Below are 26,476 nucleotides of genomic sequence, written 5' to 3'. Positions count from 1 at the left end.
CCTCCCTCGAAGACCCGTCCAGATATGCGAATCGGCGTCGACGAGGCCGGAAAGGGACCCGTGCTCGGTCCGATGGTCGCCGCAGCGGTTCGAGCAGACCCCCAGACGCTTCCCGATGGAATCGCCGACTCGAAGCGACTCTCGCCCGCCCGCCGCGAGGAACTCGCCGCGACGCTCCGCGAACGCGACGACATCTCGGTCGGTGTCGCGTTCGTCGAACCCGCGACCATCGACGACCCCGAGACGGACATGAATCTCCTCACCGTCCGGGCGCAGGTGGAAGCGGCGGCCGAAGTCGCCGCCGACGCCGACGAACTCGTCTGTGACGCCGGTGACGTGAGCGAGTCGCGGTTCGGCACTCGCGTCCGCGACGGACTCGCCGACGCGGGCGTCTCCGTCGAGGTTCACGCCCAGCACCGCGCCGACGACGAACACGCCATCGTCGGCGCGGCGAGCATCGTCGCCAAGGTCGAACGTGACCGCCGCGTCGACGCCATCGCCGAGGAGTACGGCGACGTCGGAAGCGGCTATCCGAGCGACCAGACGACGCGTGACTTCTTGCGGGAGTTCGTCCGCGAGCACGGTATCCTGCCCGATTGCGCGCGGAAGTCGTGGTCGACGTGTGCGGACGTGCTGGCCGCGCACGAACAGGCGTCGCTCGGGGACTTCTGAGGCACAAAAAATCTGGTCGCGCGGCGGGTTAGTTGGAGGATTGGTCGCGGGGGAACGAGTGTCGGCGGAGGGTTACACCATCTCGTCGAGCGAGACGTACGAACCTTCTTGCGCGGAAATCCACGTCGTCACCAGTTCGTCCTCGGAGAGGCCTGCGGGGAAGATGGTGCACTCGTCTGGTGCGTCGTCGTACGGGGCAACGATTGCCGTATACTCCAAGTCATCTGCCGGGGATACGTTTCGTCCCTGACGCTCCGTCGTCGTCGTCGTCATCGCGTCCGTGTCGTCGTGTCGAAGTGGAGTCTCTTCCATGAGTGGAGTGGTTTGCACCGTAATCACCGACGGGCGGCGGTTTCTCAGAAATCGCTTCAATCAATAGTTTTCATTCAGACTATATTACTCTACTGGAGATTACCCCGAGATTGAAACGACCGGAACCAGCTACCTATCCAGAATCGGGGGAGACCACTCGTACAGCACGCACTCAGTGCTGGGTCTACGAGAGACGGAGAAAAGCCGCAGTGAAAGCGAGTCCAGAAGTGGTGTCAGCGATCCTCGGTCAGGAGGATTCGGAGGATGTCACCGTACGCCGGACGGGTGACGAGGACGCCGACGATGACGCCGAGGATGGTGAAGATGGCGAAGCCTTGCAGGTCGCCGAGCGAGAGCACGGCGAGCGGACTCATCGCGATGATGGTCGTCGCGGCGGCAGCGCCGATAACCCAGAAGGCACGGCGGAAGCGCGACTGGAAGACCTTGCGCGACTTCACCGTCCCTTCGCCCATCACCTCGTCGGCGATGATGATGAGGTCGTCCACACCAGTCCCGATGACAGCGATGAACCCAGCGATGACCGAGAGGTCGAGTGGGTAGCCGATTGCCGCGGCGAACCCGAGGAGGATGTACACCTCGGAGAGACCCGTGACGATCATCGGAAGTGCGACCTGCGGTTTGCCGTAGCGGAGGAAGACGACCCCAGCGACGGCGAGGACGGCGATGATACCCGTGATGAGCGAGTCGGTCTTGAAGTTCTCACCCTGACTCGGAGAGATGTACGACGATGTACCGCCGTCTTCACCCGAGAGGTCGAGTTTCGCGGGGAGCGCACCGGCACGGAGGTTGATGGCAATCTCCTGTGCCTCGGACGTGTTGAGCGTCTGCAGTTGGAAACTCGGTGCGTTGGCCCACTCGCCGGAGCGCATACCGTCGGCGAGTCCGGGACTCATCCCGAAGGCGTTGACGACTTCGCCGTTGACGACGAGGAGCAGACACCCTTCGGTCGTGTTGCGGCCGTCTTCATCCATGTACGTACACTGTGTGCCGCCGGGTTGGGCGACACCAGTTTCGACGACGTCGTCTTGGAAGTCCCGCGCTGGTTCGTCACGGACCGAGACGGGGACGAACGCCCCACCGCCAGTCTGTGGTTCCTGTGCCGTCCCGATGGACGTGAAGTCGGCTTGCGTCAAGACGGCCTCACGCGTCTCGTAGACCCGCGACCCGTTCTGGGAGGTCGGGTAGTAGATGTCGATTTGGACGGTCCCGCGCTCACCGACGAGGTCGATGACGTCCTGTCGGTCACGGTTCGGCACCTCGACGAGGATGAAGTGTTCGTTCGTCGCCGTGGTTACCTGTTGGACCGTCCCGCCGGAGAGTCCTGCCTCGTTAATTTTCGATTCGAGGACGCGGACCGTCTCCGTTCGGGTCGTCTCGGTGACGCCGTCTCTGACCTCACCGTGCGCGTATCCGGCCGCGTCGAGCGCACTGCTGAGGTCGTCGGTGGTGACGTTCTCGGCAGTCGCTTCGACCGTGTTGCCTTCGGCACCCTGCCGGGCGATGACGTCCGCGGCGTCGGCGTCCGGTAACTGCGCGGCGACTTGCTGTTCGACGACGCGGTCGGAGTCCCCGTTGAACTCCACGTCCTCGGCGGTGACGCCGACGAGCGGTGCGCGGATTCGCGTCCCGCCGTCGAGTTGGAGACCGTACTTGAGGTTGGTCATGCTGTCGTCCTCGCCGATAGCGGGTTGAGACCCGACCGTCGGCGAGAACAGGGCGAACGTCGAGATGAGGATGCCGATGACGAGCAGGATGACCCGCCAGTTGTCGCGGATGGTACTCATCGGGCCACCCCCTCGAACTTGTACCAGCGAAGGAGCGTCACGTTGAGCATGTAGGTGTTCATCAGGTCGGCGGTAAGCCCGAAGACGAGGACGGTGCCGATAGCGGCGAGCAGTTGAATGCCGAACAGCGTCGCCGTGATGGTCATGACAATCATGGCCGCGATGGACGTCAGCGTCATCGTCACACCGGTCTGCATGGCGCGGTACGTCGATTCGTAGAAGTCACCAGAGCGCCGGAGGATGTGGTTGTTCAGGAGGATGTCGGAGTCGACGGAGTACCCGATGAGCATGAGGAGTGCTGCGACGGTTCCGAGCGACAGTTCGATGCCGAGGATGTTCATCAGTGCCACCGGGATGACGATGTCTGAGAACGCAGAGATGACGACGGCGATGGAGGGAACGAACGTGCGGAACATCGCGAACACGAGAATGCTCATCCCGGCGAACGCGACGAGGACGCCGCCGAGCGCGAGCAGTTGCGTGTCGGAACCGAAACTCGCGGAGACAGCGTCGACGGAGCGGATTTCGAAGCCTGCCGCTTCGGCCTGTTGTTCGAGTTCCGTCGTCGTCGCGCTTCCGGACTGGAACGTCACCACGTACGTCCCGTCGGCGGCGACGGCGCGAATCGACTCGGGGTTGGTATCGAAGGCCGCGCGGACCTCGTCTTGCGGGGCATCCGTTGCGATACGGAGTTCGGTGCCACCGGTGAAATCGACGCCGGGGTCTACCGGTGAACCAGTCGCGACGTACCACCCTCCGATGACCAGCAGGGCCACCGCGAGAACCGCGAGGGGGACGGCCGCGAGTTGGCGATTCGTGTACCGGGTGTAGTCTACCTCCGGTACCGTAAACTCGACCATGCGTTGCGGTCCTGAGCGACGCCGAATAAGGTTTCTTATCCGTGGCAGGATACGGTGCCGAGGCACACGGTTTGACGGACGCGCGACGATTCCGCGACAGGCCCATAGTCTTTGAACAACAATCGTGAATCATGACCAGTGAATCGGCAGCACCAGAACCAGCGACTGAAGCGACGGCGACGAGCGTCGTCGTCTCTTTCCCGGACGAACTGAGCGCGTGGGGCCGCGACCAGTTGACGGCCGACCGGTTCGTGAACTACCTGAAACGGTTCCACGACGAGGCGGCCCTCGGCGACGAGTGGGAAGAGTTCCTCGACGTGGGGTGCTGTGGTGACTCGCTCACGCTGACGCTTCGCGTCGAAGAACTCGAACCCGCCGGCGCGACGACCCTCTCCGAAGAGACGGACGTGGAGTTCGTCGAACGCGAAGGAAGCGTCCACGGAGGGTGGTGCGTCCAGAGCGCCGACGGACCTGCGTCGACGACGGGGAAGCAAGACTGACGACGGAAAACAGGGTTCCCTACCGACTAGGGCATGTACCGAACCGAGACGACGCCCGGACCAGACCGGACTTCGACGCGGTTCACGTCGAGTCGGGCCGCGCGAGAAAGTAGTCCCTCTCGGTCGGAGAGGATGTCGTCGACGGCCTGTTCGGTCATCTCTTCGGGCACCGACAGGACGTGAATTTCGCCCGTCCCCGCTCGCTCTTGGGTGACGAGTTCGCCCTCGGGGTTCTCACTGGCGATGGTTCGCGAGTTCGTCGTCGGCGACTCCGACGAGCGTTCGATGGAGACGGTCCAGCGTGATTCGACTTCGACGAGTTGCCACGAGACGTTCATCGGCGGGTCGGGCGCGACGGTGCCGCGGACGGCCTCTTCCTCGGAGACCCCGGGGTTCGAAGAGAGCGTGTGTACCTGCCCGGATTGCACGTCTCGCAGGACCGCCGACTGGTCGTCGGCCGCCGTCACGAGGAACGTTCCCGTTCGTTCGGACTCGGTCATCACCCGGTGTAGGCAGTCGCGCCTTTTCCCCGTTTCGGGGTCTGTCGGCGCTGGTTGTCGCTGGTTCACACGGAAACAGATGGTGAAACGACTACTGCGAGTGTTCAACTACGAAGACGGTACCATCCTAGCTCGGTGCACCGAGGTCCGGCCACTACTCACCGCAGCAATCGATGGACGCCGTAAATCGCCGCCGCGCACACTACGGGTGGGACGAGGCCGTACAACGGCGGAAGCGCGTAGAGGAGTTCCACGACGGGAACGAGCGCCGAGACGGTGATTGGGCCGAGTGTGAACGGTTCGACAGGCGTCTGTAAGTCCGCCGGCACCGAGACGACGAGACCGACGTACATCGAGAGCATGAACAGGAACCCGGTGAACGCGAGGCTCACGTCGTAGCGGGGGTCCGACCCAGTGCGTCGATGCCGCCGAGCGACGAACAGGATGGGTGCGACGAGCGGTGCGACCAGAAACAGTCCCACGAGGACGTAAAACGACCGCGAAAGGGTGAGCGACCCGCCGGGGACGGCCGCCGTCGCGCCGATGAGGACCACGAGTCCGAAGATGACGAACAACGAGACGATACCGGACGCGAGGGCACCCACGAGGACGTAGAGTTTGAACAGCCACGACTCGCTGTGCCGGAACGCGTACGGGAACGCCCCGAAGACGCCGCCGTAGTCGTCTGCCATTAGCCGGTGATTAGGAGTGACTGCGATTAAACCGACCGGTGTCGTTTTCACGCCGGCCGACGCGCGAATTACCATGCAAGTAGACCTCGGGAACGTCCTCGACACGGCGTCGGCCCACGGTGTCTCACGCGAGACGCTCGAACGGCTCGACGGGCGCGTCGCGGACGCCCACGAACGTATCGAACAGGGACGGGAGGACAACGAACACGGCTACGAAGCGCTGAACCTTCCGAGCACGACAGACCCCGACGCGATTCGCGAGGCAGTCAGCCGATTCGACGACCCCAACGCGGTCATCACCGTCGGTATCGGCGGCAGCGCCCTCGGCGCGGCAACGCTGACGGACGCCCTCGACAGCGACGTGGACGCGTACTACCTCGACAACGTCGACCCCGAAGCGGTCGCGTCGCTCCTCGACTCGCTGGACCTCTCGCAGACCGTCGTCAACGTCGTCTCACGCTCCGGGACGACGGCCGAGACGCTGGCGAACTTCCTCGTCGTCCGCGAGGCGATGGCCGACGCCGGCGTGGACTGGGCTGACCGGACGTTCGTCACGACCGGTGAGGAGGGCAACCTCCGTGACCTCGCCGAGAAGCACGACCTGCCACTTCTCCCGGTTCCCGACGGCGTCCCCGGCCGCTTTTCCGTCCTCTCGACAGTCGGTCTCGCCGCGGCGGCCATCTGCGGGCACGACATCGAGGCGATTCTGGACGGGGCGGCCGCACAGGAGGCCCGTCTCTCCGACTCGCTGTTCGACTCGCCTGCGTACGCCTACGGTGCCGTCTCGTTCGCCCTCGCCGAGCGCGGGATGCTCCAGAACGCGATGATGCCCTACGCGGAGTCGCTGGAGACGTTCTCCGAGTGGTTCGCACAGTTGTGGGCCGAGTCACTCGGCAAGGATGGGTTGGGCCAGACACCGCTTCGCGCCCTCGGGGCGACCGACCAGCACTCACAACTCCAACTGTACCGCGCCGGCCCACGGGACAAACTCGTCACCCTCGTCCGCGCCACCGAACGCGACGACGTAGCCATCCCGGAGACGGACCTCGACGGCCTCGCGTACCTCGGCGGGTCCTCGCTCAGTGAACTCCTCGATGCCGAGTTCGAGGCCACGGAAGCGAGTCTCGTCGCCGCCGACCGCCCGAACGTCCGCATCGAACTCGAACGCGTGGACGAGTACGGCCTCGGCGAACTCCTCTACGCGATGGAAGCGGCCTGTGTCCTCTACGGTGAACTCGCGAACGTGGATACCTTCGTCCAACCGGCCGTCGAGTGGGGCAAACGCGCCGCCCGCGGCCTCCTCGGTGGCGGCGACTTCGAAGAGGCGGACGCGGTGGCGGACAAAGAACGACTGGTCGTCGAATAGCGCTCGAAACGACCCTAGATGGCGACCCGAGAGGGAACGGCCACCCGTTCCGTCATCGTCGCCTCGTCGTCAGCAGGCCGGGACGCGTCGACTGCTTCGATGAGGACGATGACGTCGTACCCCTGTTCTTCTTTGATTGTCGTGCGAATCGCTTCGGCTAATCCACTGGGTAGGACCCCACCGGGGGAGTCGACGAGAATCGTCACTTCGGGGTCTTCACTGAACAGGAGACCCTGTACCGGTGAGACGTCGATATGGACTTCTACGAGGCGGACGTTCTGATACCGCTGTTGTGAGAGGACGTCGGCTATCTCGGTGTTCAGGTTCTGCTTGAACTGGGCGTCGGCAATCGAGAGGAGCGTCACACCCGAGAGAATGACGCCCAAGACGAGGAGCGAGAACGTGATGATGCCGAGCAGTTGGATGGTCCGTTTGCGAGCGTAGCCCGCATCACCTTCGGACACTGGACGGTAGCCACTCACCCACAGGAGACTGAGCGCCACGAGATTCACCGCGAGAATGTTCACGAGTAGGAGGGTCCCGGCTTCGAGTATCGCGAGTGGGGCGTCCCACGCGATGCCGATGCCGACAGTGGCCGCCGGCGGAACCAGCGCGACGGCAATCATCGCACCGACCAGCACCGACGACACACCGCGAGTCAGGCTGAACACGGCCGCAACACCGGCCCCGACTGCGAGGACCAGCGAGAGGATGTTCGGCGTCAGTCGTTCTTGGACCTGTGGGACCTCTATCGGATTGAATCCCGGCGGCACCAACAGGGTCTCTTTGACCAGCAGTGAGAAGACGAGTCCGCTCGCGATGGCGAGCAACACGCCGAGAACCTGCAACCCGACACCTCGACGGAAGAGTTTCGGTTCGTAGAGTACGCTCCCGACAGACGCGGAGATGGCCGGCCCCATCACGGGCGCGATAATCATCGCGCCGATGATGACCGCCGCAGAGTTCGACAGCAACCCCGTCGTCGCGACGACAGCGCTGACGATAGTCATCACGACGAACGTGGACAGCGGCGGTGCCATATCCTCGGCACGCGAGACCAGTTCTGCACGTGACAGCGACAGGTCGGTATACTTCTTCTTCGTCTCGGCGAATCGCTTTGAGACGACCGTCTCGGCGCTGACGACGATGGTGTACCCCGCTTCTTCGAGTCCGACGCCCCGGAGTCGGGTCAACACCGGTTCGACTGCGCTGGTCGGGAGCGGAAACGAAACCTGCGCTTCGTACTCTCCTCTCCCAATCTCTTCGCTCACAGCGTAGTCGATTCCTTCGTCGTCCAACTCGTCGAGAACGTCCTCCAGTCTGCCAATTGGGATGAGTACGTGAACGAGGCGCATTTTTACGACAAATATACGTTATTTAGAGGCATAAATTAGATACACGAACGTTCGGTATTATCATACATTCAACCGTCGGTGACCATGTCGAGTGTCGGCCTATCGAGCGTGTGAACAGATAGACGGCCGGACGCAGAGCAAACACGCCGGTTCGCGCTCAGACCGATTGAGTCGACCACTTGTGCGGGCGTCGTCGCACGTACCCCTCGCAGTCATTTATTGGACTCGTCGGCTATCTTGAGTTCTGCGAAGAGACGTGCAGTGACGACTTCTTCGACGATTCGGAGCAACGTCTCGTCGTCACTCGTGTAGTCGCCAAAGATGCCGAGCGGGATTTCACCGCCCGCGACGTCGTGGTGTCCGCCGGCGCTCCCCACGTCGCTGAACGCTTTTCTGAGGACGTTGCCAGCGTGGATACGCGGGTCTGGTGACCGAGCGCTGAGTTGGATTGCGTCGTCGATGACACCGAAGATGATGGCCGTTTCGACACCCTCTAAGGTCGCAAGATAGTCCGCGGCCTGTGGTAGTGCATCCCGCTCGGTGGTTCGGCCGACGTGCGAGACGAGGACCGAACGCTTTACTCTTCTATTGCCGATGGCAGTCGCAATCGCATCGAGCGTCTCCCCCGTGAACGACGGTGCCGACAATCGGCGGAGTAGTTCGTGGTCCGCTGACTCGTGGAGAAACGCCGCCGCTTCGTATTCTTCGCGGGTCACGCTCCGGAGAAAATTGAGCGTCTCGCGACGAATCGCAAACAGGAGTGCCGTCGCTAGCGCCTCGTCGATGTCGATGTCGAGTGCTTCGACGTACTCGGTGAGGATGGTCGCCGCGGCACCGATGTGCTCTCGGTGGTCGACGAATCGTGCGTCGATACCGTTCGCCGGATGGTGGTCGATGACGATATCGATGGGCGTGTCCTTCGGGACTCTGTTGTTCGCACCGGGAATCGAGTGGTCGACGAACGCGAGCAACGACTCTGGAGGACGGTCTCGAACAGTCTTCGGGTCGAACTTACCGAGGTCGATATCCAGGAGGTTGACGAACGCGCGGTTCTGCTGGTGCGAGATATCTCCATCGTAGAGGATGTGGATGTGTGACTCATCGACGCCGGCAGCAGCGGCGATTCGCCCCAACGCGAGGGCACTCGCGAGACAGTCTGGGTCAGGGTTGTTGTGGCAGACGATGTTGAGTTCGTTCCCCTCGGATAGCAACTCGTGAAGTTGCTGAGGTGCACTCATCACATCGTATAGGTCCTCTATCACGTTAGGAGCGACGGTAGGTTGACAGATTCCAGACTGTCTCTCGGGCGTGAACAGACGGCGACGTCGAACGCGACCTGACCCGAATCCGTTATCCGGTCTGCTTCCGAAAGGGAGACCAATGGCACACGACTCCGCCCACTCGTCGGCGAGTCCCAGCGACCACCTCCAGGCGTACGGCGGTATCATCATCGTCGTCGCCCTCGCGCTTATCGTCGGTGCGATGTTCGGTGCCGTCGCGAGCGGAATCGGGAGAGGGTTCCTCGCCCCGTCAGACCCGCTCGTAGACGCCATCGCCAGCGCGGGACAGTTCGTCGGCTTCGGCGTCGTCGGACTCGCGTACCTCGCGTCCCGCGACGACTGGGACATCATCCGCCTCGAACGCCCCTCGAAGCGAGACATGCTGTGGATTGGCGGCGGTCTGTTCGCGCTTCTCGTCGTCTACCTCGCCGCGACGGCGCTGATGAACCTCCTCGACATCCAGAGCGGAGAGAGCGTCCTGGCACAACAGGGCCGTGAGAATCCGGTGTACTTCCTCTATCTCACCGCTGTCACTATCTTCCTCGTAGGTCCGACCGAAGAACTCATCTTCCGAGGTATCGCGTACGGCGAACTCCGCCGCCTCTGGGGGCCAGCCCCGGCCGTCGTTCTGTCGAGTGCGGTGTTCGCCTCTATCCACCTCTGGTCGTTCTCGGGTGAAGGGATGCTCATCTCGCTCGGGATGGTGTTCGTCCTCGGGAGCGTCCTCGCGATTATCTACGAGCAGAGTGGCAATCTCCTCGTCGCTGCCGTCGCTCACGGTCTGTTCAACGCAGTCCAGTTCCTCGCGAGTTACGCGCAGACGACTGGACTGCTCTAACGCCGGGCGGCTGTCGGTCTACGCCGGGTTCTTTCGTGCGAGGCCCATCCCGCAGATGGGACAGCGGTCTTTGTTCTCGTCGAACTCGCGGCCACAGCCCTGACACTGGAACTTCCAACTTCGCTGCTCGGAGATTCCGTCCTGGGCGATGACTTCGACGGTGACGTTGAGTCGCTCGGCGACGTTCTGCATCGCGTAGTCGTCGGTGACGAGAACCGCGTCGAGTTCGAACGCGGCGGCGATGAGGCGAGCGTCAGTCTCAGAGAGCACGTCAGCGTCACCCGTCTCCTTGGCGGCCCGAAGCACCTTGTCGACGGTTCCTTGCCCGGGGATGTGGACGTACATGCCGGCCCCTTCCTGCGCGTCGAATCGGAAGGCGTGTTCGCCGGTGAGTTCTTCTTTGACGAGCGGAATCGACGCCGTCTCGTCGTCAGTGTGGTACTCGTGGATGAACGCAGAAGAGTCGAGAATCCGCATGAGCAGTCTATCGTTGGACGACGATGTAGTCTTTGACTGCCTGCACGCGGTTCACCGGAATCTTGAACCGACCGCTCTCGTCGCGGTCGAACGCGACACGCGCGGGTGCGACTTGCTCGTTGGGTTGGACGAGCAGGTCGTTGAGCGACCCCGACTTCAGGTTCATCGTGATGTTGTACAGCATCCCGAGTTCCGTTCCGTCCGACCCCATGACGGCCTTTCCGGAGAGGTTCTCGGCGAGTATGTCGGCCATGCTCGAACGTTCCTCGTGGGTTACCATAAACGCCACGGGCACGTCTGACGGGCGGCGGACGACAGTGATTCGTCCGACGCTCGAACCGAAGATGGCACCCCACCGAGATTATCAGTAGAGAGAATAACCGTGTGGAAAAGACCCTTCGAGGCCGGTGACAACAGCGTAGTCTGCCGGTTACATCGACAAGAACGTATATATGTAGTAGTATCAAGCTGGAAATATGAGCAGGCAGTCAACTCGTCGCTCTTTCCTACGGGCAGGGGTACTCGGGGGACTCTCACTGGGTACCCTGGCCGCCGGAACTGGGACGGCGACGGCGGCAGAGCAGACAATCGTCTCGGGGACGCTCGTCGCCGAGAGTGGAGCAAAGGTCAATAGGGATAAAATAAGCGCCGCAGGCCGAAGCTACCACACGGGAGAGACAGATGCAAACGGCGAGTTCGAGATTGCCGTCGGCACGAACAGTGAGTACGAGTTCACCGTCCACAAGGCAGAGTCTGGACGCGAGTTGCAACCGACGAAAGACGGGATGCCGCACGTCTACATGTTCGAAGAGGTCACGGTGGACGACGGGCCGGTCGACCTCGGCGAAATCGTTCTACCGACTGCGCACATCCTCGATATCCGAATCGTGACACCCGACGGGAAGCCACTAACTGACGCTCGGCCAAAAATTAGAGACGATGGCTTCGGTGTCGACCCATATCGAATTCTCGTCGATGACGATGGCTATGCGAAAATCATCGAAGCGGATTTCACTGGCTTCGAAGTCGTAGAGTCGGTAACTGTCGAAGTAGAACCACCTCGTGGCGAAACGTATCCAGACGCGACGTTCACGCAGGCGGTCTACGTCGACAGACCGACTGTCGTGACCGCGACGGTGAGCGAGACTGGCGTCTCGTGGGACGTGTCGAAGTCGGAGGAAAAGCCCGAATCGACGGCGAGCACGTCGGGCGAGTCCACCGCGACCGCGACATCTGCCGACACGACACGTGAAACCGAAGACACCGGTACCGAAGCACAGACCACCGACGCGAACGAAACGACGCCGGACAGGCCGACCCGTGGGTTCCTGTCGAACGGTGCGTCCGCCGAGGACCTCGGGGCACTGAACGACCCGTTCGTGTTGACCGTAGGCGGCTTTCTCCTGTCTGTGCTCGGTATCGCTCACAACCTCGTGAGGGGGTACTAACCATGGCTCGTGGCAAACCAGCGCTCTGGAGTGCCGTTCTCGGCCTCCCGTTCGTCGGTGCCGGTGCGTGGTTGTACACCGGACAAGAGACGTACCCTCCGGACGTTGGCATCCCGTTCGTCCTCTTCGGGGCGTTCGTCGTCCTCGTCGGCGCGTACGTCCACTTCGTCTCTCCGAGTGCACCCCGGCTCTCAGACGGCGAAGAGATACTCGAAACACGACACCCGACACAACGGGTCGCTCGGGTGAAGGTTGCGGCCGGAATCCCGCTTCTCGCACTGACAGTGTACCTCCTGTACTTCACCTACTACCCGTACGTCTACCCGACGCTGACACTCGTCGTCGGTCTCTATCTGTTCTCAGTCGGTATCCACACCTACTGGACGAACTCGCTGACGACGTACTACGTCACGACGAACCGCATCATCAAGGAGTACCGCTTCGTCTCGCTGGTTCGACAAGAGATTCCGCGGTCGAAGATTCGGGGTGTACAAGAGCGGAAGTCCATCACCGAGAGCCTCGTCGGCCTCGGGAACGTTATGGTCGCCAGTGGCGGTGGTCATTCGCTAGAGATACGGATGCGAAATATGGAGCAGTCGGGGTCGTTCGCCGACAGTATTCGCAATCTCGTCTCGGAGTAACTTCGTCGGGCGTTCCGCACCAGAACCGGGACGCGATTCCCGCTTGATGCCGTGACGATGGACTTAACTGGAGTCACCGACTCGAATCGGGTAAGTAACCTTCTCCGGGGCGATTCTCCATGTCCGACACTGATTCGACGTCACAATCCGATACGCTTCGCACACCCATCGTGGCCGTCCTCGGCCACGTCGACCACGGGAAGACGAGTCTTCTCGACAAGATTCGCGGGTCCGCCGTCAGCGAGGGTGAGGCCGGGGCCATCACCCAGCACATCGGGGCCACCGCAGTCCCGTTAGACACCGTCTCGCAGATGGCCGGTTCCCTCGTCAAGCCCGAGGACTTCGACCTCCCGGGACTCCTCTTCATCGACACGCCGGGGCACCACTCGTTCAGCACGCTCCGCTCTCGCGGTGGTGCGCTGGCCGACATCGCCATCCTCGTCGTGGACGTGAACGACGGCTTCCAACCTCAGACCGAGGAGGCCATCGACATCCTCAAACGAACGGGCACGCCGTTCATCGTCGCCGCCAACAAGGTGGACACGACGCCCGGATGGAACCCACAACAGGGTGAACCAATCCAGAAGTCGCTGGAGAAGCAGTCCAAACGCGCCAAGTCGAAACTCGACGAGAGTCTCTACCAACTCATCGGCGAACTCTCCGACAAGGGCTTCTCTTCTGACTTCTACTGGCGCGTCCAGAACTTCCAGAAGAACATCGGTGTCGTCCCCGTCTCCGCGCTGACCGGTGAGGGCATCCCGGACCTCCTCGGCGTCCTCATGGGCCTCTCGCAACGATACATGAAAGACGAGATGGCAATCGACGTGGCCGGACCGGGCTACGGGACGGTCCTCGAAGTCAAGGAGGAACGTGGCTTCGGTGCCACCCTCGACGTGGTCCTCTACGACGGGACGATTCACGCGGGCGACACCATCGTCGTCGGCGGCGCGAACGAACCCATCGTGACCGAGGTTCGCGCACTCCTCCAACCCCGCCCGAACGCCGAGATTCGCACCGAGAAGCGATTCGACAAGGTGGACGAAGTCCGCGCCGCGGCCGGTGTCAAAATCGCCGCGCCGGACCTCGAAGACGCGATGGCCGGCGCACCCGTCCGGGTCGTCGGTGACCGCGACGTAGACGAAGTCATCCGCGAAGTCGAAGCCGAACTCGCGGACATCGAAGTGACCACCGAAGAGGAAGGTGTGGTCGTCAAAGCCGACACACTCGGCAGTCTGGAAGCGATGGCGAACGCACTGCAAGAGGCAGAAGTCCCCATCCTCCGCGCCGAAGTCGGCGACATCGCCCCACGCGACGTGGCCGTCGCGTCGACTGCCCGCGAACCCGAGCACAAGGTCATCCTCGGGTTCAACGTGGACGTGCTCTCGAACGCGCAGGACGAACTCGACAAAGGCGAGGTCAAACTGTTCGACGACGACGTCATCTACCAACTCGTCGAAGAGTACGAGGAGTTCGTCGACGAGATGAAACGCGCCCAACAGGAGACGATTCTCGACAAAATCGTCCGTCCGTGTCGCTTCCAGATTCTCCAAGACCACGTCTTCCGTCAGAGTAGTCCCGCCGTCGTCGGCGTCGAAGTCATGGCCGGCACGATAAAGAACAACATGAACGTCGTGAAGTGGGAGGGCAACGAGCCCAAACGAGTCGGCCAACTGTCCGGGATTCAGGAAAACGGTGAAGACGTGTCCAGCGCCCGTGCCGGGTCGCGCGTCAGCGTCGCCATCGACGGCCCAACTGTGGGCCGCCAGATAGACGAAGGCGACGAACTCTGGATTGAACTCCCCGAGAAGCACGCGAAGATTCTCGAACAGGAACTCCGCGACGACATCCCCGTGGACGAACTCGAAGCACTCTCCGGATACCTCGACAAGCACCGCCGCCGTGACCCCTTCTGGGGCAAATAAGGGCGACAGACAGGCACCGTCAGGTCCACGGCGGCCCCCGGAAGGAAGTTGTCAAACCGCAGGACAACGGCGTAACGAATTTGTATTATTAGCCAGTTATTCACGAATAGGTGGTATAATGCGCACACGAACATTCAGCGACAGCATCGTCTCGGACGCGTCACGATACGACTTCATTCTGGTGGCGCTTCCGCTCCCGTTGTTCTTCGGCGTCACTGTCGGAACGCTCACCGACCTGCCCGTCTCGCCCGTCGTCGGTCTGAGCGGACTGCTCTCCGTCACAGTGCTCGCGTACGGACTCTTCGTCGCCGGGCCGACGGCGTCTCCCGAGTCGAGACCCAGTTCGGGAGAGACACCACTCGAATCGGTGGACCTCTCGGGGCCAGACGACACCGGACAGCGACGCCGTCACCGAGGCGTCTGACGCTGACTCGAAGACACGGATTCGACCGTCACGTTTCGCCTCGCTGATTCACGGGCGGTTCCACTCCCAAAACCAGTACGCTGCCCCGAACAACATCAACCCCGCACCGAGCGCAGACGTGGCGGGTTCGGGAAAGATGAACAACAGGAATCCGACGAGGATGAGCGTCGTCGGACCAATCTCGTCCGCGTAACTACTGAGAGAGACCATACCCACCGTACGCACTGGTGGGTCAAGTGCGTTGTTGCAATTTTGACACGGTGAAAATTCGAACGCGGCGGCGAGTCCGCTGTCGAACCCCGCGGGTGAATCCGTGAGAGGATTGGAGTGATTACCGGGCGGCAGGAGTGATGTCGTCGCCGACGGCGCTCATCACCTGAAACGCCGCGCTAGCGGCGAGTCCGCGCGCGACTTCGTCACGGTCCTCGTCGGTGAGGCCCGCGTCGAGTTCGTCGGCGTCGGGCGAAAAGCCGGCACTGACGGGGTGGCCGACAGGCGGGTGCACCGCGACAGTCGCCAGTGGACCGTTCGGCCCCGTCGACAGTTCCGACCCGACGGCGAACCCCTCGGGAAGGTACGATTCAGTTCGAGAAACGATGCCGGCGACCACTCGCCGGAGCGAGTCCATCTGTTCGCCCGTGAGTTCGGCACCGTGAGACGGTTGACCGGCACCAGTTACGCCGGGAGCGCCCGCATATGGGTTGTTCCCGTTCATCAGTCGTCTGAGATAGGGGGAGGACGTGTAAAAAGGCGTCGTCAGTCGTGATTGTCTCCGGGTATGTCGAAATCGTGGCTGTGAGCCTACGGGCCGGCCAACGGGACGGAGAGGACGACAGACGTCCCGTTCGACGGTAGAGACTCGATATCGAGCGACCCGTCGGACGCCTCGGCGACGGCCCGAACCAACCACAGACCCACGCCACTCGTGTGCGTCAGCGGGGTTTCGGTCCCGGAGACAAGCGCCTCGCGTTCGACGTCTGGGATTCCCGGCCCGTCGTCGCTGACGGCCACACGGGCCCTCTCGCCGACGCGGCGAACCGTCACGCCGACTGTCGGCGCGGCGCGGTCCGAGTGGACTGCCGCGTTGTCGAGCAGTTCCGTGATGCATCGGGGGAAGGCCGGATGAACCTCTACGGGGAGGGTCGCTGGCGTGGACACGTCGACGGAGATGGCCGGGTGTTCGAGTTGAACGTCGTCGACGGCGTCAGCCACAGCGCAGGAGAGGTCCACCTCGACGGTGCTTCCTTCGGCCTCTTCGACAGCACGGAGCAGCGACACTTCGTCGCTCACTTCGACGAGACGGTTCGCTCGCGCTCGAATCGCCTCTACAGGGGCCACATCGTCGCGGACGTCCTCACGCGGTTCGACGAGTTCGGCGTACCCCAGTATCGCGGTACAGGCGTTCCTGATGTCGTGTCTGAGGATACGATGGAGGACGCTCGTGTGGGCGTTCCTCGAGTCGAGGCGGGACGTCGCACGGGTGAGTTCGGCGTGACTCTCCTCGACCATGACGTAGACGAGACCCGCGGAGATAAAGACGAACAGCCATCCTTTCGCCGTCTGCACGAGGAGGTGGTTGGGGAGTTGTTCGACGAACCAATCACCGAGCGAGACCCACGTGAGTCCGAAGACTGTGTAAACGACCGCGATACGCTGCGCGGACAAGTCGAACGGTCTCACCCCTCTCATACTGAGGGATTAGCACACCGGGTGATGAGTGCGTCGGTCAGGACAGAGCGCGGTCGGTACGTGTTCGGTACGCAGATGGGGAGTACGTGAAACGCGGGTGGTACGCACGCGGCGTGTGGTCGAACCTGCTCAGAAGATAGATTCGCTCTGGCCGTAGGCGGCGACGGTGACGACGGTGGTGTAGCCCTCACCCTCGTGTTCCGCGGCGGTGAGTGCGACCTGTTCGTCGTCGAACTCCCAGTCGCGGAGGTTTCGGCCGGCGTCGAGACCGGCGACGATTGCGTCGCGGACGTTCTCGTCGTCGGCCCCGGACGCTTCGTAGAACAGACCCGGACCGGACCCAGTCGCCCATCCGAGGCCGGCGACCACGCGTTCGCCCGGTGTCGACGTGGTCTCGCGCGCTTGAACGACCGTCAAACGATTGCCAGTGGGGCCGAGGTCCGGCGCAACGTCGACTTCTTCGACCGTTGCATCCGCGGGGACGACAGACGAGACGGCGACGAGATTGTAGTTGTGGATATTGGCAGCAGCGAGGGCGGCGTCGTACGACGCCATCTCCGTCGGGGCGGTTCCGACCCCACGGACGACGCGAATCGTGTTCATGACTGAACGAGAGCGTGGGCTCAAAAGGGGGTTACGAATGAGAGCGCCTCGAACGGAAGTAAAACCGACGTCGTCTCCATATTCGAGGGTAACCGCGGCGGCGACTCAATATCGAACGTCGACGGCGACTTCGGACGACGACAGGAGTGTCTCGGTCGTGTCGCGGCCGATTCAGTACTGGTAGTCGGTGAATCCCGAGATGGGGCCAGTTCCGGACTCTTCGACGTTGGCGAGTTTCTCGTGGGCCGCTTCGAAGTCGGCCTCGGTGACTTCGGTGCGTTCGTCACGGATGGCGAACATGCCCGCTTCTGTCGTGAGCGAGGCGATGTCGGCACCGGAGTAGTCGTCGAGTTCCTCGGCGAGGGCGTCGAGGTCCACGTCGTCGGCGACGTTCATGTCGCGAGTATGGATGTCGAGGATGCGGCGGCGCCCCTCGACTGCTGGCTTGGGCACCTCGATGAGGCGGTCGAACCGGCCGGGCCGGAGGATTGCCTCGTCGAGCATGTCGAAGCGGTTGGTCGCCGCGATGATGCGAATCTCGCCGCGGTCGTCGAATCCGTCCATCTCCGAGAGCAGTTGCATCATCGTCCGCTGGACTTCGGCGTCGCCAGAGGTCTTCGAATCCGTCCGCTTGGAGGCGACGGCGTCGATTTCGTCGATGAAGATGACCACCGGTTCACGTTCTGCGGCGAGTTTGAACAGGTCGCGGACGAGGCGTGCGCCCTCACCGATGAACTTCTGGACGAGTTCGGACCCGGCCATCTTGATGAACGAGGCGTTCGTCTCGTTGGCGACGGCTTTCGCCAGCATCGTCTTCCCGGTCCCCGGTGGGCCGTAGAGGAGGACGCCAGACGGTGGGTCGATGCCGACCTTCTCGAACATCTCGGGGTTCTCCAGCGGTTGTTCGACTGCCTCGCGGACCTCGCGAACCTGCTCGTCGATGCCGCCGATGTCGTCGTAGGTGACCGTCGGCGACTCCACGACTTCCATCGCCTGCGCGCGGGCGTCCGTCTCGTCGTCGAGAATCGTCTGCACGGCGAAGGAGTCGTTGATGGCGACGCGGTCACCGGGTTCGATGGCGTCGCGGTCGATAGTCGGCGCGAACTCGGTCAAGACCTCCTGATTGTTGCCGTGTTGTTTGATGATGACGCCGTCGTCGGTCAGTTCTTCGACGGTGGCGATGTAGTACGAGGCAGTCTTCAGCGCCTCGTTGCGCGCTTTCATCTGTTCGACTTCCTCGACCAGTTCCGCGTGCCGGTCGTCGGCAGATTGCAGTCGTTGGTCGAGTTCCCTGTTGACCTCGATCATCCGTTCGACGTGTTGGCGGAGTGCAGAGAGACGCTCTGCATCCGACATGTCGGGGTCCAGATCGAGATGAGGGCGTTCTGGAAGAGATGGACTCCGGGACATCAGTAATTAGCCGGATTTAGGGACGCGCGTAAATGTGCCTTTGGGTCACAGAACCCGAGTGCCTCACTCGAAGGGCTTTACTTCGAGCGGAAGGCACGTCGGCGCTATCGATGAAAATCGTGTCTCTCGCACGTGTCGCGCCCACCCCTCCGTGAGCGGGCGCGTTTGCTCACACGTGCGGAAAGTGGGCCGGAAGGAAGTTGCGGAGGTAGGTAATCACGGGTTCGCCCCTCGTTCGTCCCGTCTCATGTGGCCTCCGCAGGTCGATAGTATGTCGTCCAGTGACTTGAAACAAATTCGTCGTCCGGGAGAACGTCACCGCTACGGACAGGTGGGTAACAATGTGGTATGTACAGAGAGTCAGTGAACCGTGTCGGTTCGGGTCCAGCGTGGAATCGAACCGGAGACAGCAGTCCCAGCGTCGCGTCGTCTACTCAGTCCGTTCGCCCTGATAGCTTCCGTCGTAGGTGCCGTCGTGGTTCGCTTCCGTGAGGACGATTTGGGCGACGCGGGCACCGCGTTCGAGGTCGATGGGGTGGTGAACCTGCAATAGCCCTTCACCTTTCCCCTCGTACCCCGCATCCCAGACGGCGGTGTTGAGCATGCAAGAGTTCCGCATGAGCGACGACCGCGGGTAGATGAACCCAACGTGTTCCTCGGGGATTTGGACCGTCTCGGCGTACTGGAGGACGTACCCGCCGGGGTCGAGGCGGTACGTCTCCGTGTTTGGGTCGGCGAAGTCGAGGGGACGACGTTCACCGATGGTCTTTCCCTCCCTGCCGAGGTGTCCGGCCTCGACCTGTTCGAGGACCGATTCGAGCGTCAGGTCGACGCCGTTCGGTTGGACTTGCTCGTCGGTGACTGGCGAGATGTGCTCCGCGACGAAGGAACCGGAACGGTACATATCTGCTCAGAGTCGACCGGGTGCAAAACGGTGCCGAACTCGGGTCGACCAGACCGTCACTTGGGTGCGACTATCATTGGGAAACCAACAAGGAATTTAATGTCCCTTAGACGCTAGAAACCCGGAGACGGCGCTATTCTTCACGTTCGAAGATAGGGAAGTACGCGGGATTTATATCCGAGGACCATCGAGAGTCGGGTGTTATGGGACAGACGCTCACGGAAAAGATTCTCTCGGATCACCTCGTCGAGGGTGACCTCACCCCCGGAGAGGAAATCGGAATCGAAATCGACCAGGTCCTGATGCAGGACACGACTGGGACGATGGTGTGGCTTCAGTTCGAGGCACTCGACCTCGACGAGGCACAGACCGAACTCGCCGCCCAGTACTGTGACCACCAGACCTACCAGTTCGACTTCAAGAACACGGACGACCACCGCTTCCTCCGCTCTGCGGCCGGCACATATGGTGCACACTTCTCCCGACCGGGCAACGGTATTTGCCACAACGTCCACAAGGAGAACTTCGCTGCGCCCGGCAAGACCCTCCTCGGTTCTGACTCTCACACGCCGACCCCCGGTGGCCTCGGCCAACTCGCCATCGGTGCAGGTGGCCTCGACATCGCCGTCGCCATGGGCGGTGGCGCCTACTACGTCGAGATGCCGGAAGTCGTCAACGTCCGCCTCGAAGGCGAACTCCCCGACTGGTCCTCCGCGAAGGACATCATCCTCGAGATGCTCCGCCGCGAGACCGTCAAGGGTGGCGTCGGCAAGGTCTTCGAGTACACCGGCCCCGGTGCAGAGTCGCTCTCCGTGCCCGAGCGCACGACCATCACCAACATGGGGACGGAACTCGGCGCAACCTCGTCCATCTTCGAGACGGACGAGAAGACGAAAGACTACCTCGAACGTCAGGGTCGCGGCGACGTCTACACCGAGCTGAAGGCCGACGAAGACGCCGAATACGCAGACGAAATCGTCATCGACCTCGACGAGCTCGAACCGCTCATCGCCTGCCCGTCGATGCCGGACAAGGTCGTTCCCGTCCGCGAAGTCGCCGGCAACAAGGTCGAACAGGTCCTCATCGGTTCCTGTACGAACGGTGGCTACGAGGACATCCTCCCGGCCGCGAAGATGTTCAAGGGCCGCGAAGTCGCCAAGCACCTCGAGATGATTGTCGCACCCGGTTCGAAGCAGGCCGGCGAGATTCTCGCCCGTCAGGGCTGGACGGCAGAGATGATGGCCGCTGGTGTCAACGTCTCCGAGGCGACCTGTGGACCGTGTATCGGTATCGGCCACGTGCCCGCCTCCGACTCCATCTCCCTGCGTACCTTCAACCGCAACTTCGAGGGTCGCTCCGGTATCGAAGACGACAACGTCTACCTCTGCTCGCCGGAAGTCGCCGCCGCCGCGGCGCTCAAAGGCGAAATCGTCGACCCGCGTGACCTCGCCGACGAACTCGGTGACCTCGAAGCACCCGGCGTCGAACTCCCCGAGACGTACGACGGGGCGAAGACGGACCTCATCTACGCGGAAGACGCCATCGACGACGAACTCATCAAGGGCCCGAACATCGGCGAAGTCCCGCTTCAGGACCCCCTCGGCGCCGAAGTCGGCGGCGAAGCACTCCTGAAGATGGAGGACAACATCACGACCGACCACATCATCCCGGCGACGTCCGACATCCTCAAGTTCCGCTCGAACATCGAGCGCCTCTCGGACTTCACGCTCTCGCGCGTCGACGAGACGTTCGCGCAGCGCGCCAAGGACGCCGGTAACGGTGTCCTCGTGGCCGGCGAGAACTACGGTCAGGGTTCCTCCCGCGAACACGCCGCGATGTGCCCGATGTACCTCGGTATCGAGGCAGTCTTCGCGCAGTCGTTCGCCCGCATCCACAAGGCGAACCTGTTCAACTTCGGTATCGTCCCCCTCGCCATCGACGAGGAGACGTACGAGAAGCTCGAACAGGGCGACGACATCGAAATCGTCGACGACGTGGCCGCCGCAGTCGAATCCGGTCAGAAGGAGTTCACCATCCGCGTGAACGACGACTGGGAAGCGACGGCGGAACTCAACGCGTCCGAGCGTGAGCGCAACATCCTCGCGGCCGGTGGCAAGCTGCCCCTCACGAAGCAGCGGGCCGAAGGCGGCGCGGCACCCGCGGACGACTAAGTCCACACCCACACTTCTCACATTTTTCGACCGGCGAGCGACTGCACCGTGAGCGTCAGGCGTAGGCGCGTTTCTCCCGCAGTCTCGCGGGGCGCGTCTGCCGCAGTCCCAGTCGAGAACGCCCGGGGAGCCCCGTCGCGTTTTTGCATCCCCACCGCTTAGCGCCGAGTGTGACGGAGTTCGACGACGTCCTCGACGACGACGTAATCGTCCGACGGGCCGAGCGTGCCGACTTACTCGACGTCCTCAGAATCGAACGAGCGTGTTTCTCTGAGCCATGGCCCTACTCCGCGTTCGAACTCTTCGTCGACGAACCGGCGTTCCTCGTCGCCGCCCGGGGGAACGAGATACTCGGATACGTCGTCGCCGACGTGATGCCGAACCACGGCAACGACATCGGCCACGTCAAAGACCTGGCAGTCCACCCCGAGGCACGCGGGAACGGCCTCGGACGACGACTCTTACTCGACGCGTTGACGTCGATGACCATCGCCGGTGCCGCCGTCGTCAAACTCGAAGTTCGCGCTTCGAACGAACCGGCACGGCACCTCTACCAGAGCGTGGGCTTTCGTCCCGCCCGCCGAGTACCGCGATACTACGGCGACGGGGAAGACGCCTTCATCATGGTTCTCGACCTTGGAGACTGGAACTCACAGGGGCTGACAGATTAACACGAAAAACGAGTGACACGACCGCCTCGCAAACCGTGGGGATACTTATCACACTTGCTCTCGTAGTGCGCATGTGTCACCGTCCACAGCGGTTCTCTGCGTGAGTGACGACGGAGCATTCGCAGACTCACTTCAATCGTCACTCGGAGCACTCTCAACGGAGTTCGCGGTTCGCCACGTCCGAGACGCAGGTTCGGCCCGCGCAGAACTCCTCGCTGCGGGAGACGACGTCCAGTGTGTCGTTCTCACCACTCCGCTCGCCGAGACCGATGGTCTCGCATTCCTCCGCAACGCCCGGACGAACGACGCGACTCTCCCACTCATCGTCGCGGCCGACAAACAATCGTTCGTCCAAGATGCCGTAGACGCGGGTGCGACCGACTACTTCATCCGTGACGGCGAAACCGACTCACTCTCGTGGCTGGCGTTCCGCGTCCAGAAAGCCATCGCCGACCACCGCGTCGAGTGTTCGAATCAGGCGCGTCTCGAACAACAGCGGGTCGTCTCGGAAGTCGGGACCCGCGCGCTGACGACCGTCGACCTGGACGAGGTTCTCCAACTCGCCGTTCGTCGCGTGGGCGAGACGCTCGGCGCGGACTCCGTATCGATTCTCGAACGACTCGACGAACCGAACACCTTCCGCGTCGCCGCCGGGACCGGGTGGGCCGAGAAGTTCGTCCAGCGACCAATCGTCGCCGACGAGAAGACACAGGCGATGCAGACGTACCAACGCGGACAGTCTATCGTCACCGACGACTTCGACGCAGACGAACGGTTCGACCACTCAGAAGCGTTCACCTCGTCGGGATTCGGAAGTGGCATGTGCGCCCCTATCGGAAGCGACGCGAGTCGGTGGGGGGTCATCGGTGTTCAGGCGTTCGAGTCGGGAGAGTTCACCGACGACGACGTGCTGTTCCTCGAAAACATCGCCGCCGTCGTCGGCGCGGCGACCGACCGTCACGAACTCAAAGACGCACTCTCCGAAGTGCTGGGCCGAATCGACGAAGCGGTGGTCGCGTTCGACGCCGACTGGCGACTCACCTACGTCAACGAGACAGCGGAGGTACTCTTCAGAGAACCCGCCACGGACCTCTTCGGCCGAAGGATGCGCGACCTCACGCCTGAGTCGGGGAGATTCCGAGAGGAGTTCAAAACGGCGATGCGGACCCAGCAGACCAGAACCTTCGAAGCGTACTCAGAAAACTCGGACACGTGGTACAACATCAAGGCGTACCCCTCCGAGACGGGGCTTTCGGTCTACTTCACGGACATCACCGAACAGCACGAACGAGAGGCAGAGGTCGAACAGTACGGGCGGATGCTCGAAGCAGTCGCCGACCCAGTGTACGCCTTGGACCGAGACGGCCTGTTCACGGCCGTCAACCCAGCGTTCGAGCGTCTGACCGGCCTTCTACGCGAGGAGATACTCGGCGTCTCTGCGAGTTCTCTCTTCGACGAGGCGGTCGACGACAGCGACGAAGTGTTCATCACCGCCGCGAACCAAATCGTGGAGTTCGAACTGGAGAGAACGGACGGCGAAGTCGTGCAGGTCGAAAACCACCGGACACCGCTCGTCGTCGACGGGATAGAGATTGGGTCGGTCGGCGTGTTACGCGACGTGACAGAGCGACATCGCTACGAACGACTGCTCGCGACACTCCACGAGCGCACGCGCGAGATGATGAGTGCGACGGACCGCAAGACGGTCCTCAACGATGCCGTCGCGGCCTGTGACGAGGTGCTCGGCGACGCACGGACAGAACTGTTCGTCTTCGACGACACCAACACGGCACTCACACGCGTCGGCGAGGCAGGGACGGGACTCGGTGACAAACCACTCGGTGTCGGCCTGACCGAAGGTGGGGTCTGGGACGCCTTCGTCGCCGGCGAAGTCTCCGTCGTCGAAATCGCACCGGACGGCGGCATCGTCGAAGGTGTCGAACGGGTCATCGCGGCCCCAGTCGGGCGACACGGTGTTCTCGTGACCGGCCACCCGGGAACCACCGCACCCAGCGACGTGGACGTCGAACTCGTGAACTTGCTCGTGGCCACCGTCGAGGAGTTGTTAGAGCGCATCGACGCGGAGTCGGAGTTGCACGAACGTGACCGACGTCTCGCCGAACAAAACGAGATACTCAGGCGACTCGACCAGGTCAACACGACCATCAGAAGTATCAACCAGTCGCTCATCCGCGCGCCGACGCGAAGCGACGCTCTCTCGGCCGTCGGAAAGCATCTCGTCGAGACCGGACCCTACGCCGTCGTCTGGCACGTCGACTCTGACGAAGTGGTCGGCGAGTTCCACCCGACCCCAGAGGCGATTCACGGGGCAGATACCGCCTACGCCGACCGACTCTCTGAAGTTGCCTCGTCTGGCCCACTCGCGGACCTCCTCGACACCGCCGTCCAGACGCAGACGATGCAGACAGTCGACGACGTGCTCAACGACCCGGCGTGGGCCGACCACCGCGGTGACGCACTCACCTACGGGTTCCGGTCGCTCGCGGTCATCCCTGCGGTTGCAGACGACCGAATCGAAGCGCTGTTCGTCGTCCACGCAACCGACCCCGACGCACTCTCGAACGAAGACGGCCTCCTCGCCGAACTCGGTGAGACGACCGGGTACGCGCTCGCGACGACGAAACGTGCCGGTGCGATGCTGACAGAGCGCCGGACGCAGGTGCAGGCCCGCCTCGGCGGCGACCGTCTGTCACTCGCGCGTCTGGCACGACGGGTCGACCACGGCGTCGGACTCACGGGCGTCCTCCCGAAGTCCGACGGGTCGGTCATCGCGTTCGTCGTCACCGACGCCGACCCGGAGACGGTGGTCGAAGCCGGAAGCGAGATTGCGACGCACGTGCGAATCCTCTCGGAAGACGAGACGGGAAACCTGTTCGAGATGCGACTCCCGCGTGAGTCGCTATTCGAGACACTGTACGCCTCGGAAGCGACACTCCGGGAACTGCACTCGACCGGACAGCAGACCACGCTCACCGTAGAAGTGCCCGAACGGATTCGAGTCCGCTCGTTCATCGACACCCTCGACGCAGACTACCCGGGGACGAGTCTCCTGTCTCGGCGGACTGTCACACAGGCAGAAGAGTCACCGCAGACGTTCCAGTGGAAGATTCGCGACGAGTGGACCGACCGACAGTTCGAGTCGATTCGAGCGGCCTACCTCGCGGGGTTCTACGAGTGGCCGCGTCGGAGTACGGCCGAGGCACTCGCGGAGACGTTCGACATCAGCGCACCGACGTTCCAGTACCACCTGCGGGCCGCAGAGCGGAAACTGGTCGATAGCGTCTTCGAGTGACTGTCACGGCCATACCATCTGATTCTCAGTCTGCACTCTAGGTGGCTAGAGTCGTCACGGATGACACCACTAGCCAGATAGCAACGAGGGATATATCGACTACCGTTGTTGGACCCACTGTCGGCAAGACGCCGACGCGAACCGAACCATGGACGAAACTCGCGTGTTACAGGGCAACGATGTTGGATGGAACACTGGCACGACCGAAGAGGTCGTCGCTCGACACGACTGGGACGGACGAGACACTCTCGCGGTGACGATAGTCACTGCAGTCTCCCAGTTGGAAGACGTGGACGCTGTCGACCTTCCCCCACTATCGAACACCATCAATCCAGAAGCGCTCGACAGAGTGTTCGCTCAGCCGGCACGGGCATCGGCCACGAGCGACGCTGTCGGGCGCGGATCGATGAACCCTGCACGCGCACACGTTCAGTTCCGGTACGCTGCCTGCGACGTGACCGTTTGGGCCGACGGAACGGTCATCGTCAAGTCTGCCTAACAGCATCGAATCGGTATCACCACCACACCATCACCACCACCACCACCACCAACCGAAGCGGATAGTGGCCGTTCGTCGGCAGTTCGCCTCCCCCCTACCCACCACCCGCGAACACGACGGCTAC

At 62.6% G+C, this 26,476-nt stretch carries 27 protein-coding genes; 12 read left to right on the top strand and 15 right to left on the bottom strand.

What is annotated here, in order from left to right; genetic code table 11:
* Positions 1 to 24 precede the first annotated feature (24 nt).
* Positions 25 to 672, top strand: coding sequence for a ribonuclease HII (gene rnhB, locus GJR96_RS06980; RefSeq protein WP_151162277.1), 648 nt, complete (start codon positions 25 to 27; stop codon positions 670 to 672).
* A 72-nt stretch (positions 673 to 744) separates the two neighbouring features.
* Here the strand turns inward: rnhB and GJR96_RS06975 are convergent, their stop codons facing one another.
* The 3 genes from GJR96_RS06975 to secF form a co-directional block, all read right to left on the bottom strand.
* Positions 745 to 984 carry a DUF7511 domain-containing protein gene (locus tag GJR96_RS06975; protein ID WP_151163936.1) on the bottom strand — a complete coding sequence of 80 codons (240 nt, stop codon included), beginning with the start codon at positions 982 to 984 and terminating at the stop codon, positions 745 to 747.
* A gap of 233 nt (positions 985 to 1,217) precedes the next feature.
* On the bottom strand, positions 1,218 to 2,789 hold the full coding sequence (gene secD, locus GJR96_RS06970) for a preprotein translocase subunit SecD (RefSeq protein ID WP_151162276.1): 1,572 nt from the start codon (positions 2,787 to 2,789) through the stop codon (positions 1,218 to 1,220).
* Complete coding sequence (secF, locus tag GJR96_RS06965) at positions 2,786 to 3,649, bottom strand: protein translocase subunit SecF (protein WP_151162275.1); 864 nt, start codon at positions 3,647 to 3,649, stop codon at positions 2,786 to 2,788. Before secF ends, secD begins: the two co-directional genes overlap by 4 nt.
* A gap of 131 nt (positions 3,650 to 3,780) precedes the next feature.
* Between secF and GJR96_RS06960 the strand changes: the two genes are divergently transcribed.
* Positions 3,781 to 4,149: a hypothetical protein gene (locus GJR96_RS06960; protein WP_151162274.1), complete on the top strand. Its 369-nt coding sequence runs from the start codon at positions 3,781 to 3,783 to the stop codon at positions 4,147 to 4,149.
* A 26-nt stretch (positions 4,150 to 4,175) separates the two neighbouring features.
* Here the strand turns inward: GJR96_RS06960 and GJR96_RS06955 are convergent, their stop codons facing one another.
* Positions 4,176 to 4,649, bottom strand: a complete 474-nt coding sequence (locus GJR96_RS06955) for a DUF5812 family protein (RefSeq protein ID WP_151162273.1) — start codon at positions 4,647 to 4,649, stop codon at positions 4,176 to 4,178.
* Between the two features lie 158 nt (positions 4,650 to 4,807).
* A complete protein-coding gene (locus GJR96_RS06950; protein WP_151162272.1) occupies positions 4,808 to 5,341 on the bottom strand; it encodes a hypothetical protein in 534 nt (177 codons plus the stop codon).
* Between the two features lie 73 nt (positions 5,342 to 5,414).
* Here GJR96_RS06950 and GJR96_RS06945 point away from each other — a divergent pair, with 73 nt between their 5' ends.
* On the top strand, positions 5,415 to 6,707 hold the full coding sequence (locus tag GJR96_RS06945; RefSeq protein ID WP_151162271.1) for a glucose-6-phosphate isomerase: 1,293 nt from the start codon (positions 5,415 to 5,417) through the stop codon (positions 6,705 to 6,707).
* 14 nt (positions 6,708 to 6,721) lie between these two features.
* Here GJR96_RS06945 and GJR96_RS06940 read toward each other — a convergent pair whose 3' ends face one another.
* Positions 6,722 to 8,062 carry a TIGR00341 family protein gene (locus tag GJR96_RS06940; RefSeq protein WP_151162270.1) on the bottom strand — a complete coding sequence of 447 codons (1,341 nt, stop codon included), beginning with the start codon at positions 8,060 to 8,062 and terminating at the stop codon, positions 6,722 to 6,724.
* 212 nt (positions 8,063 to 8,274) lie between these two features.
* Positions 8,275 to 9,300, bottom strand: a complete 1,026-nt coding sequence (locus GJR96_RS06935; protein WP_151162269.1) for a DHH family phosphoesterase — start codon at positions 9,298 to 9,300, stop codon at positions 8,275 to 8,277.
* A gap of 142 nt (positions 9,301 to 9,442) precedes the next feature.
* Here GJR96_RS06935 and GJR96_RS06930 point away from each other — a divergent pair, with 142 nt between their 5' ends.
* Positions 9,443 to 10,180, top strand: a complete 738-nt coding sequence (locus GJR96_RS06930; protein ID WP_151162268.1) for a CPBP family intramembrane glutamic endopeptidase — start codon at positions 9,443 to 9,445, stop codon at positions 10,178 to 10,180.
* Between the two features lie 18 nt (positions 10,181 to 10,198).
* Here the strand turns inward: GJR96_RS06930 and GJR96_RS06925 are convergent, their stop codons facing one another.
* Both GJR96_RS06925 and GJR96_RS06920 read right to left on the bottom strand, forming a co-directional pair.
* A complete protein-coding gene (locus GJR96_RS06925) occupies positions 10,199 to 10,657 on the bottom strand; it encodes an NOB1 family endonuclease (protein ID WP_151162267.1) in 459 nt (152 codons plus the stop codon).
* Positions 10,658 to 10,664: 7 nt separating this feature from the next.
* On the bottom strand, positions 10,665 to 10,910 hold the full coding sequence (locus tag GJR96_RS06920) for a PRC-barrel domain-containing protein (protein WP_151162266.1): 246 nt from the start codon (positions 10,908 to 10,910) through the stop codon (positions 10,665 to 10,667).
* 223 nt (positions 10,911 to 11,133) lie between these two features.
* On the opposite strand from GJR96_RS06920, the gene GJR96_RS06915 reads away from it, so the two are divergent.
* From GJR96_RS06915 to GJR96_RS06900, 4 genes are all read left to right on the top strand, one after another.
* Positions 11,134 to 12,105 carry a hypothetical protein gene (locus GJR96_RS06915; RefSeq protein WP_151162265.1) on the top strand — a complete coding sequence of 324 codons (972 nt, stop codon included), beginning with the start codon at positions 11,134 to 11,136 and terminating at the stop codon, positions 12,103 to 12,105.
* A 2-nt stretch (positions 12,106 to 12,107) separates the two neighbouring features.
* The gene (locus tag GJR96_RS06910; RefSeq protein ID WP_151162264.1) at positions 12,108 to 12,746 is read left to right on the top strand and encodes a PH domain-containing protein; all 639 of its coding nucleotides are present in this window, start codon (positions 12,108 to 12,110) and stop codon (positions 12,744 to 12,746) included.
* 119 nt (positions 12,747 to 12,865) lie between these two features.
* Entirely contained in the window at positions 12,866 to 14,668 is a 1,803-nt protein-coding gene (gene infB / locus GJR96_RS06905) for a translation initiation factor IF-2 (protein ID WP_151162263.1), read from the top strand.
* 118 nt (positions 14,669 to 14,786) lie between these two features.
* Entirely contained in the window at positions 14,787 to 15,092 is a 306-nt protein-coding gene (locus tag GJR96_RS06900; protein WP_151162262.1) for a hypothetical protein, read from the top strand.
* Positions 15,093 to 15,140: 48 nt separating this feature from the next.
* On the opposite strand, the gene GJR96_RS18075 is transcribed toward GJR96_RS06900, so the two are convergent.
* The 6 genes from GJR96_RS18075 to GJR96_RS06875 form a co-directional block, all read right to left on the bottom strand.
* On the bottom strand, positions 15,141 to 15,302 hold the full coding sequence (locus tag GJR96_RS18075; RefSeq protein ID WP_191965819.1) for a hypothetical protein: 162 nt from the start codon (positions 15,300 to 15,302) through the stop codon (positions 15,141 to 15,143).
* A gap of 121 nt (positions 15,303 to 15,423) precedes the next feature.
* On the bottom strand, positions 15,424 to 15,807 hold the full coding sequence (locus tag GJR96_RS06895) for a DUF5811 family protein (RefSeq protein WP_151162261.1): 384 nt from the start codon (positions 15,805 to 15,807) through the stop codon (positions 15,424 to 15,426).
* Between the two features lie 86 nt (positions 15,808 to 15,893).
* Positions 15,894 to 16,742: a sensor histidine kinase gene (locus GJR96_RS06890; RefSeq protein ID WP_191965886.1), complete on the bottom strand. Its 849-nt coding sequence runs from the start codon at positions 16,740 to 16,742 to the stop codon at positions 15,894 to 15,896.
* Between the two features lie 168 nt (positions 16,743 to 16,910).
* Complete coding sequence (locus GJR96_RS06885) at positions 16,911 to 17,384, bottom strand: pyruvoyl-dependent arginine decarboxylase (protein ID WP_151162259.1); 474 nt, start codon at positions 17,382 to 17,384, stop codon at positions 16,911 to 16,913.
* Between the two features lie 171 nt (positions 17,385 to 17,555).
* Positions 17,556 to 18,794, bottom strand: a complete 1,239-nt coding sequence (pan2, locus tag GJR96_RS06880; protein ID WP_151162258.1) for a proteasome-activating nucleotidase Pan2 — start codon at positions 18,792 to 18,794, stop codon at positions 17,556 to 17,558.
* Positions 18,795 to 19,224: 430 nt separating this feature from the next.
* A complete protein-coding gene (locus GJR96_RS06875) occupies positions 19,225 to 19,698 on the bottom strand; it encodes a deoxyuridine 5'-triphosphate nucleotidohydrolase (protein WP_151162257.1) in 474 nt (157 codons plus the stop codon).
* Between the two features lie 203 nt (positions 19,699 to 19,901).
* Here GJR96_RS06875 and GJR96_RS06870 point away from each other — a divergent pair, with 203 nt between their 5' ends.
* The 4 genes from GJR96_RS06870 to GJR96_RS06855 all read left to right on the top strand — a co-directional run bounded on the left by GJR96_RS06870 (position 19,902) and on the right by GJR96_RS06855 (position 26,352).
* Positions 19,902 to 21,869, top strand: coding sequence for an aconitate hydratase (locus GJR96_RS06870; RefSeq protein ID WP_151162256.1), 1,968 nt, complete (start codon positions 19,902 to 19,904; stop codon positions 21,867 to 21,869).
* Positions 21,870 to 22,039: 170 nt separating this feature from the next.
* A complete protein-coding gene (gene rimI, locus GJR96_RS06865; RefSeq protein WP_151162255.1) occupies positions 22,040 to 22,540 on the top strand; it encodes a ribosomal protein S18-alanine N-acetyltransferase in 501 nt (166 codons plus the stop codon).
* 100 nt (positions 22,541 to 22,640) lie between these two features.
* On the top strand, positions 22,641 to 25,853 hold the full coding sequence (locus tag GJR96_RS06860; RefSeq protein ID WP_151162254.1) for a bacterio-opsin activator domain-containing protein: 3,213 nt from the start codon (positions 22,641 to 22,643) through the stop codon (positions 25,851 to 25,853).
* Positions 25,854 to 26,001: 148 nt separating this feature from the next.
* Positions 26,002 to 26,352 (top strand): HalOD1 output domain-containing protein, encoded by a 351-nt coding sequence (locus GJR96_RS06855; protein WP_151162253.1) that lies wholly within the window; start codon positions 26,002 to 26,004, stop codon positions 26,350 to 26,352.
* Positions 26,353 to 26,476: the final 124 nt, after the last annotated feature.

Origin of the sequence: Haloferax litoreum, assembly GCF_009674605.1 — an archaeon.
Taxonomy (GTDB): domain Archaea; phylum Halobacteriota; class Halobacteria; order Halobacteriales; family Haloferacaceae; genus Haloferax; species Haloferax litoreum.
The sequence above is the reverse complement of the archived record's forward strand: the minus strand, read 5'-3'. Positions and strand labels throughout refer to the sequence as shown.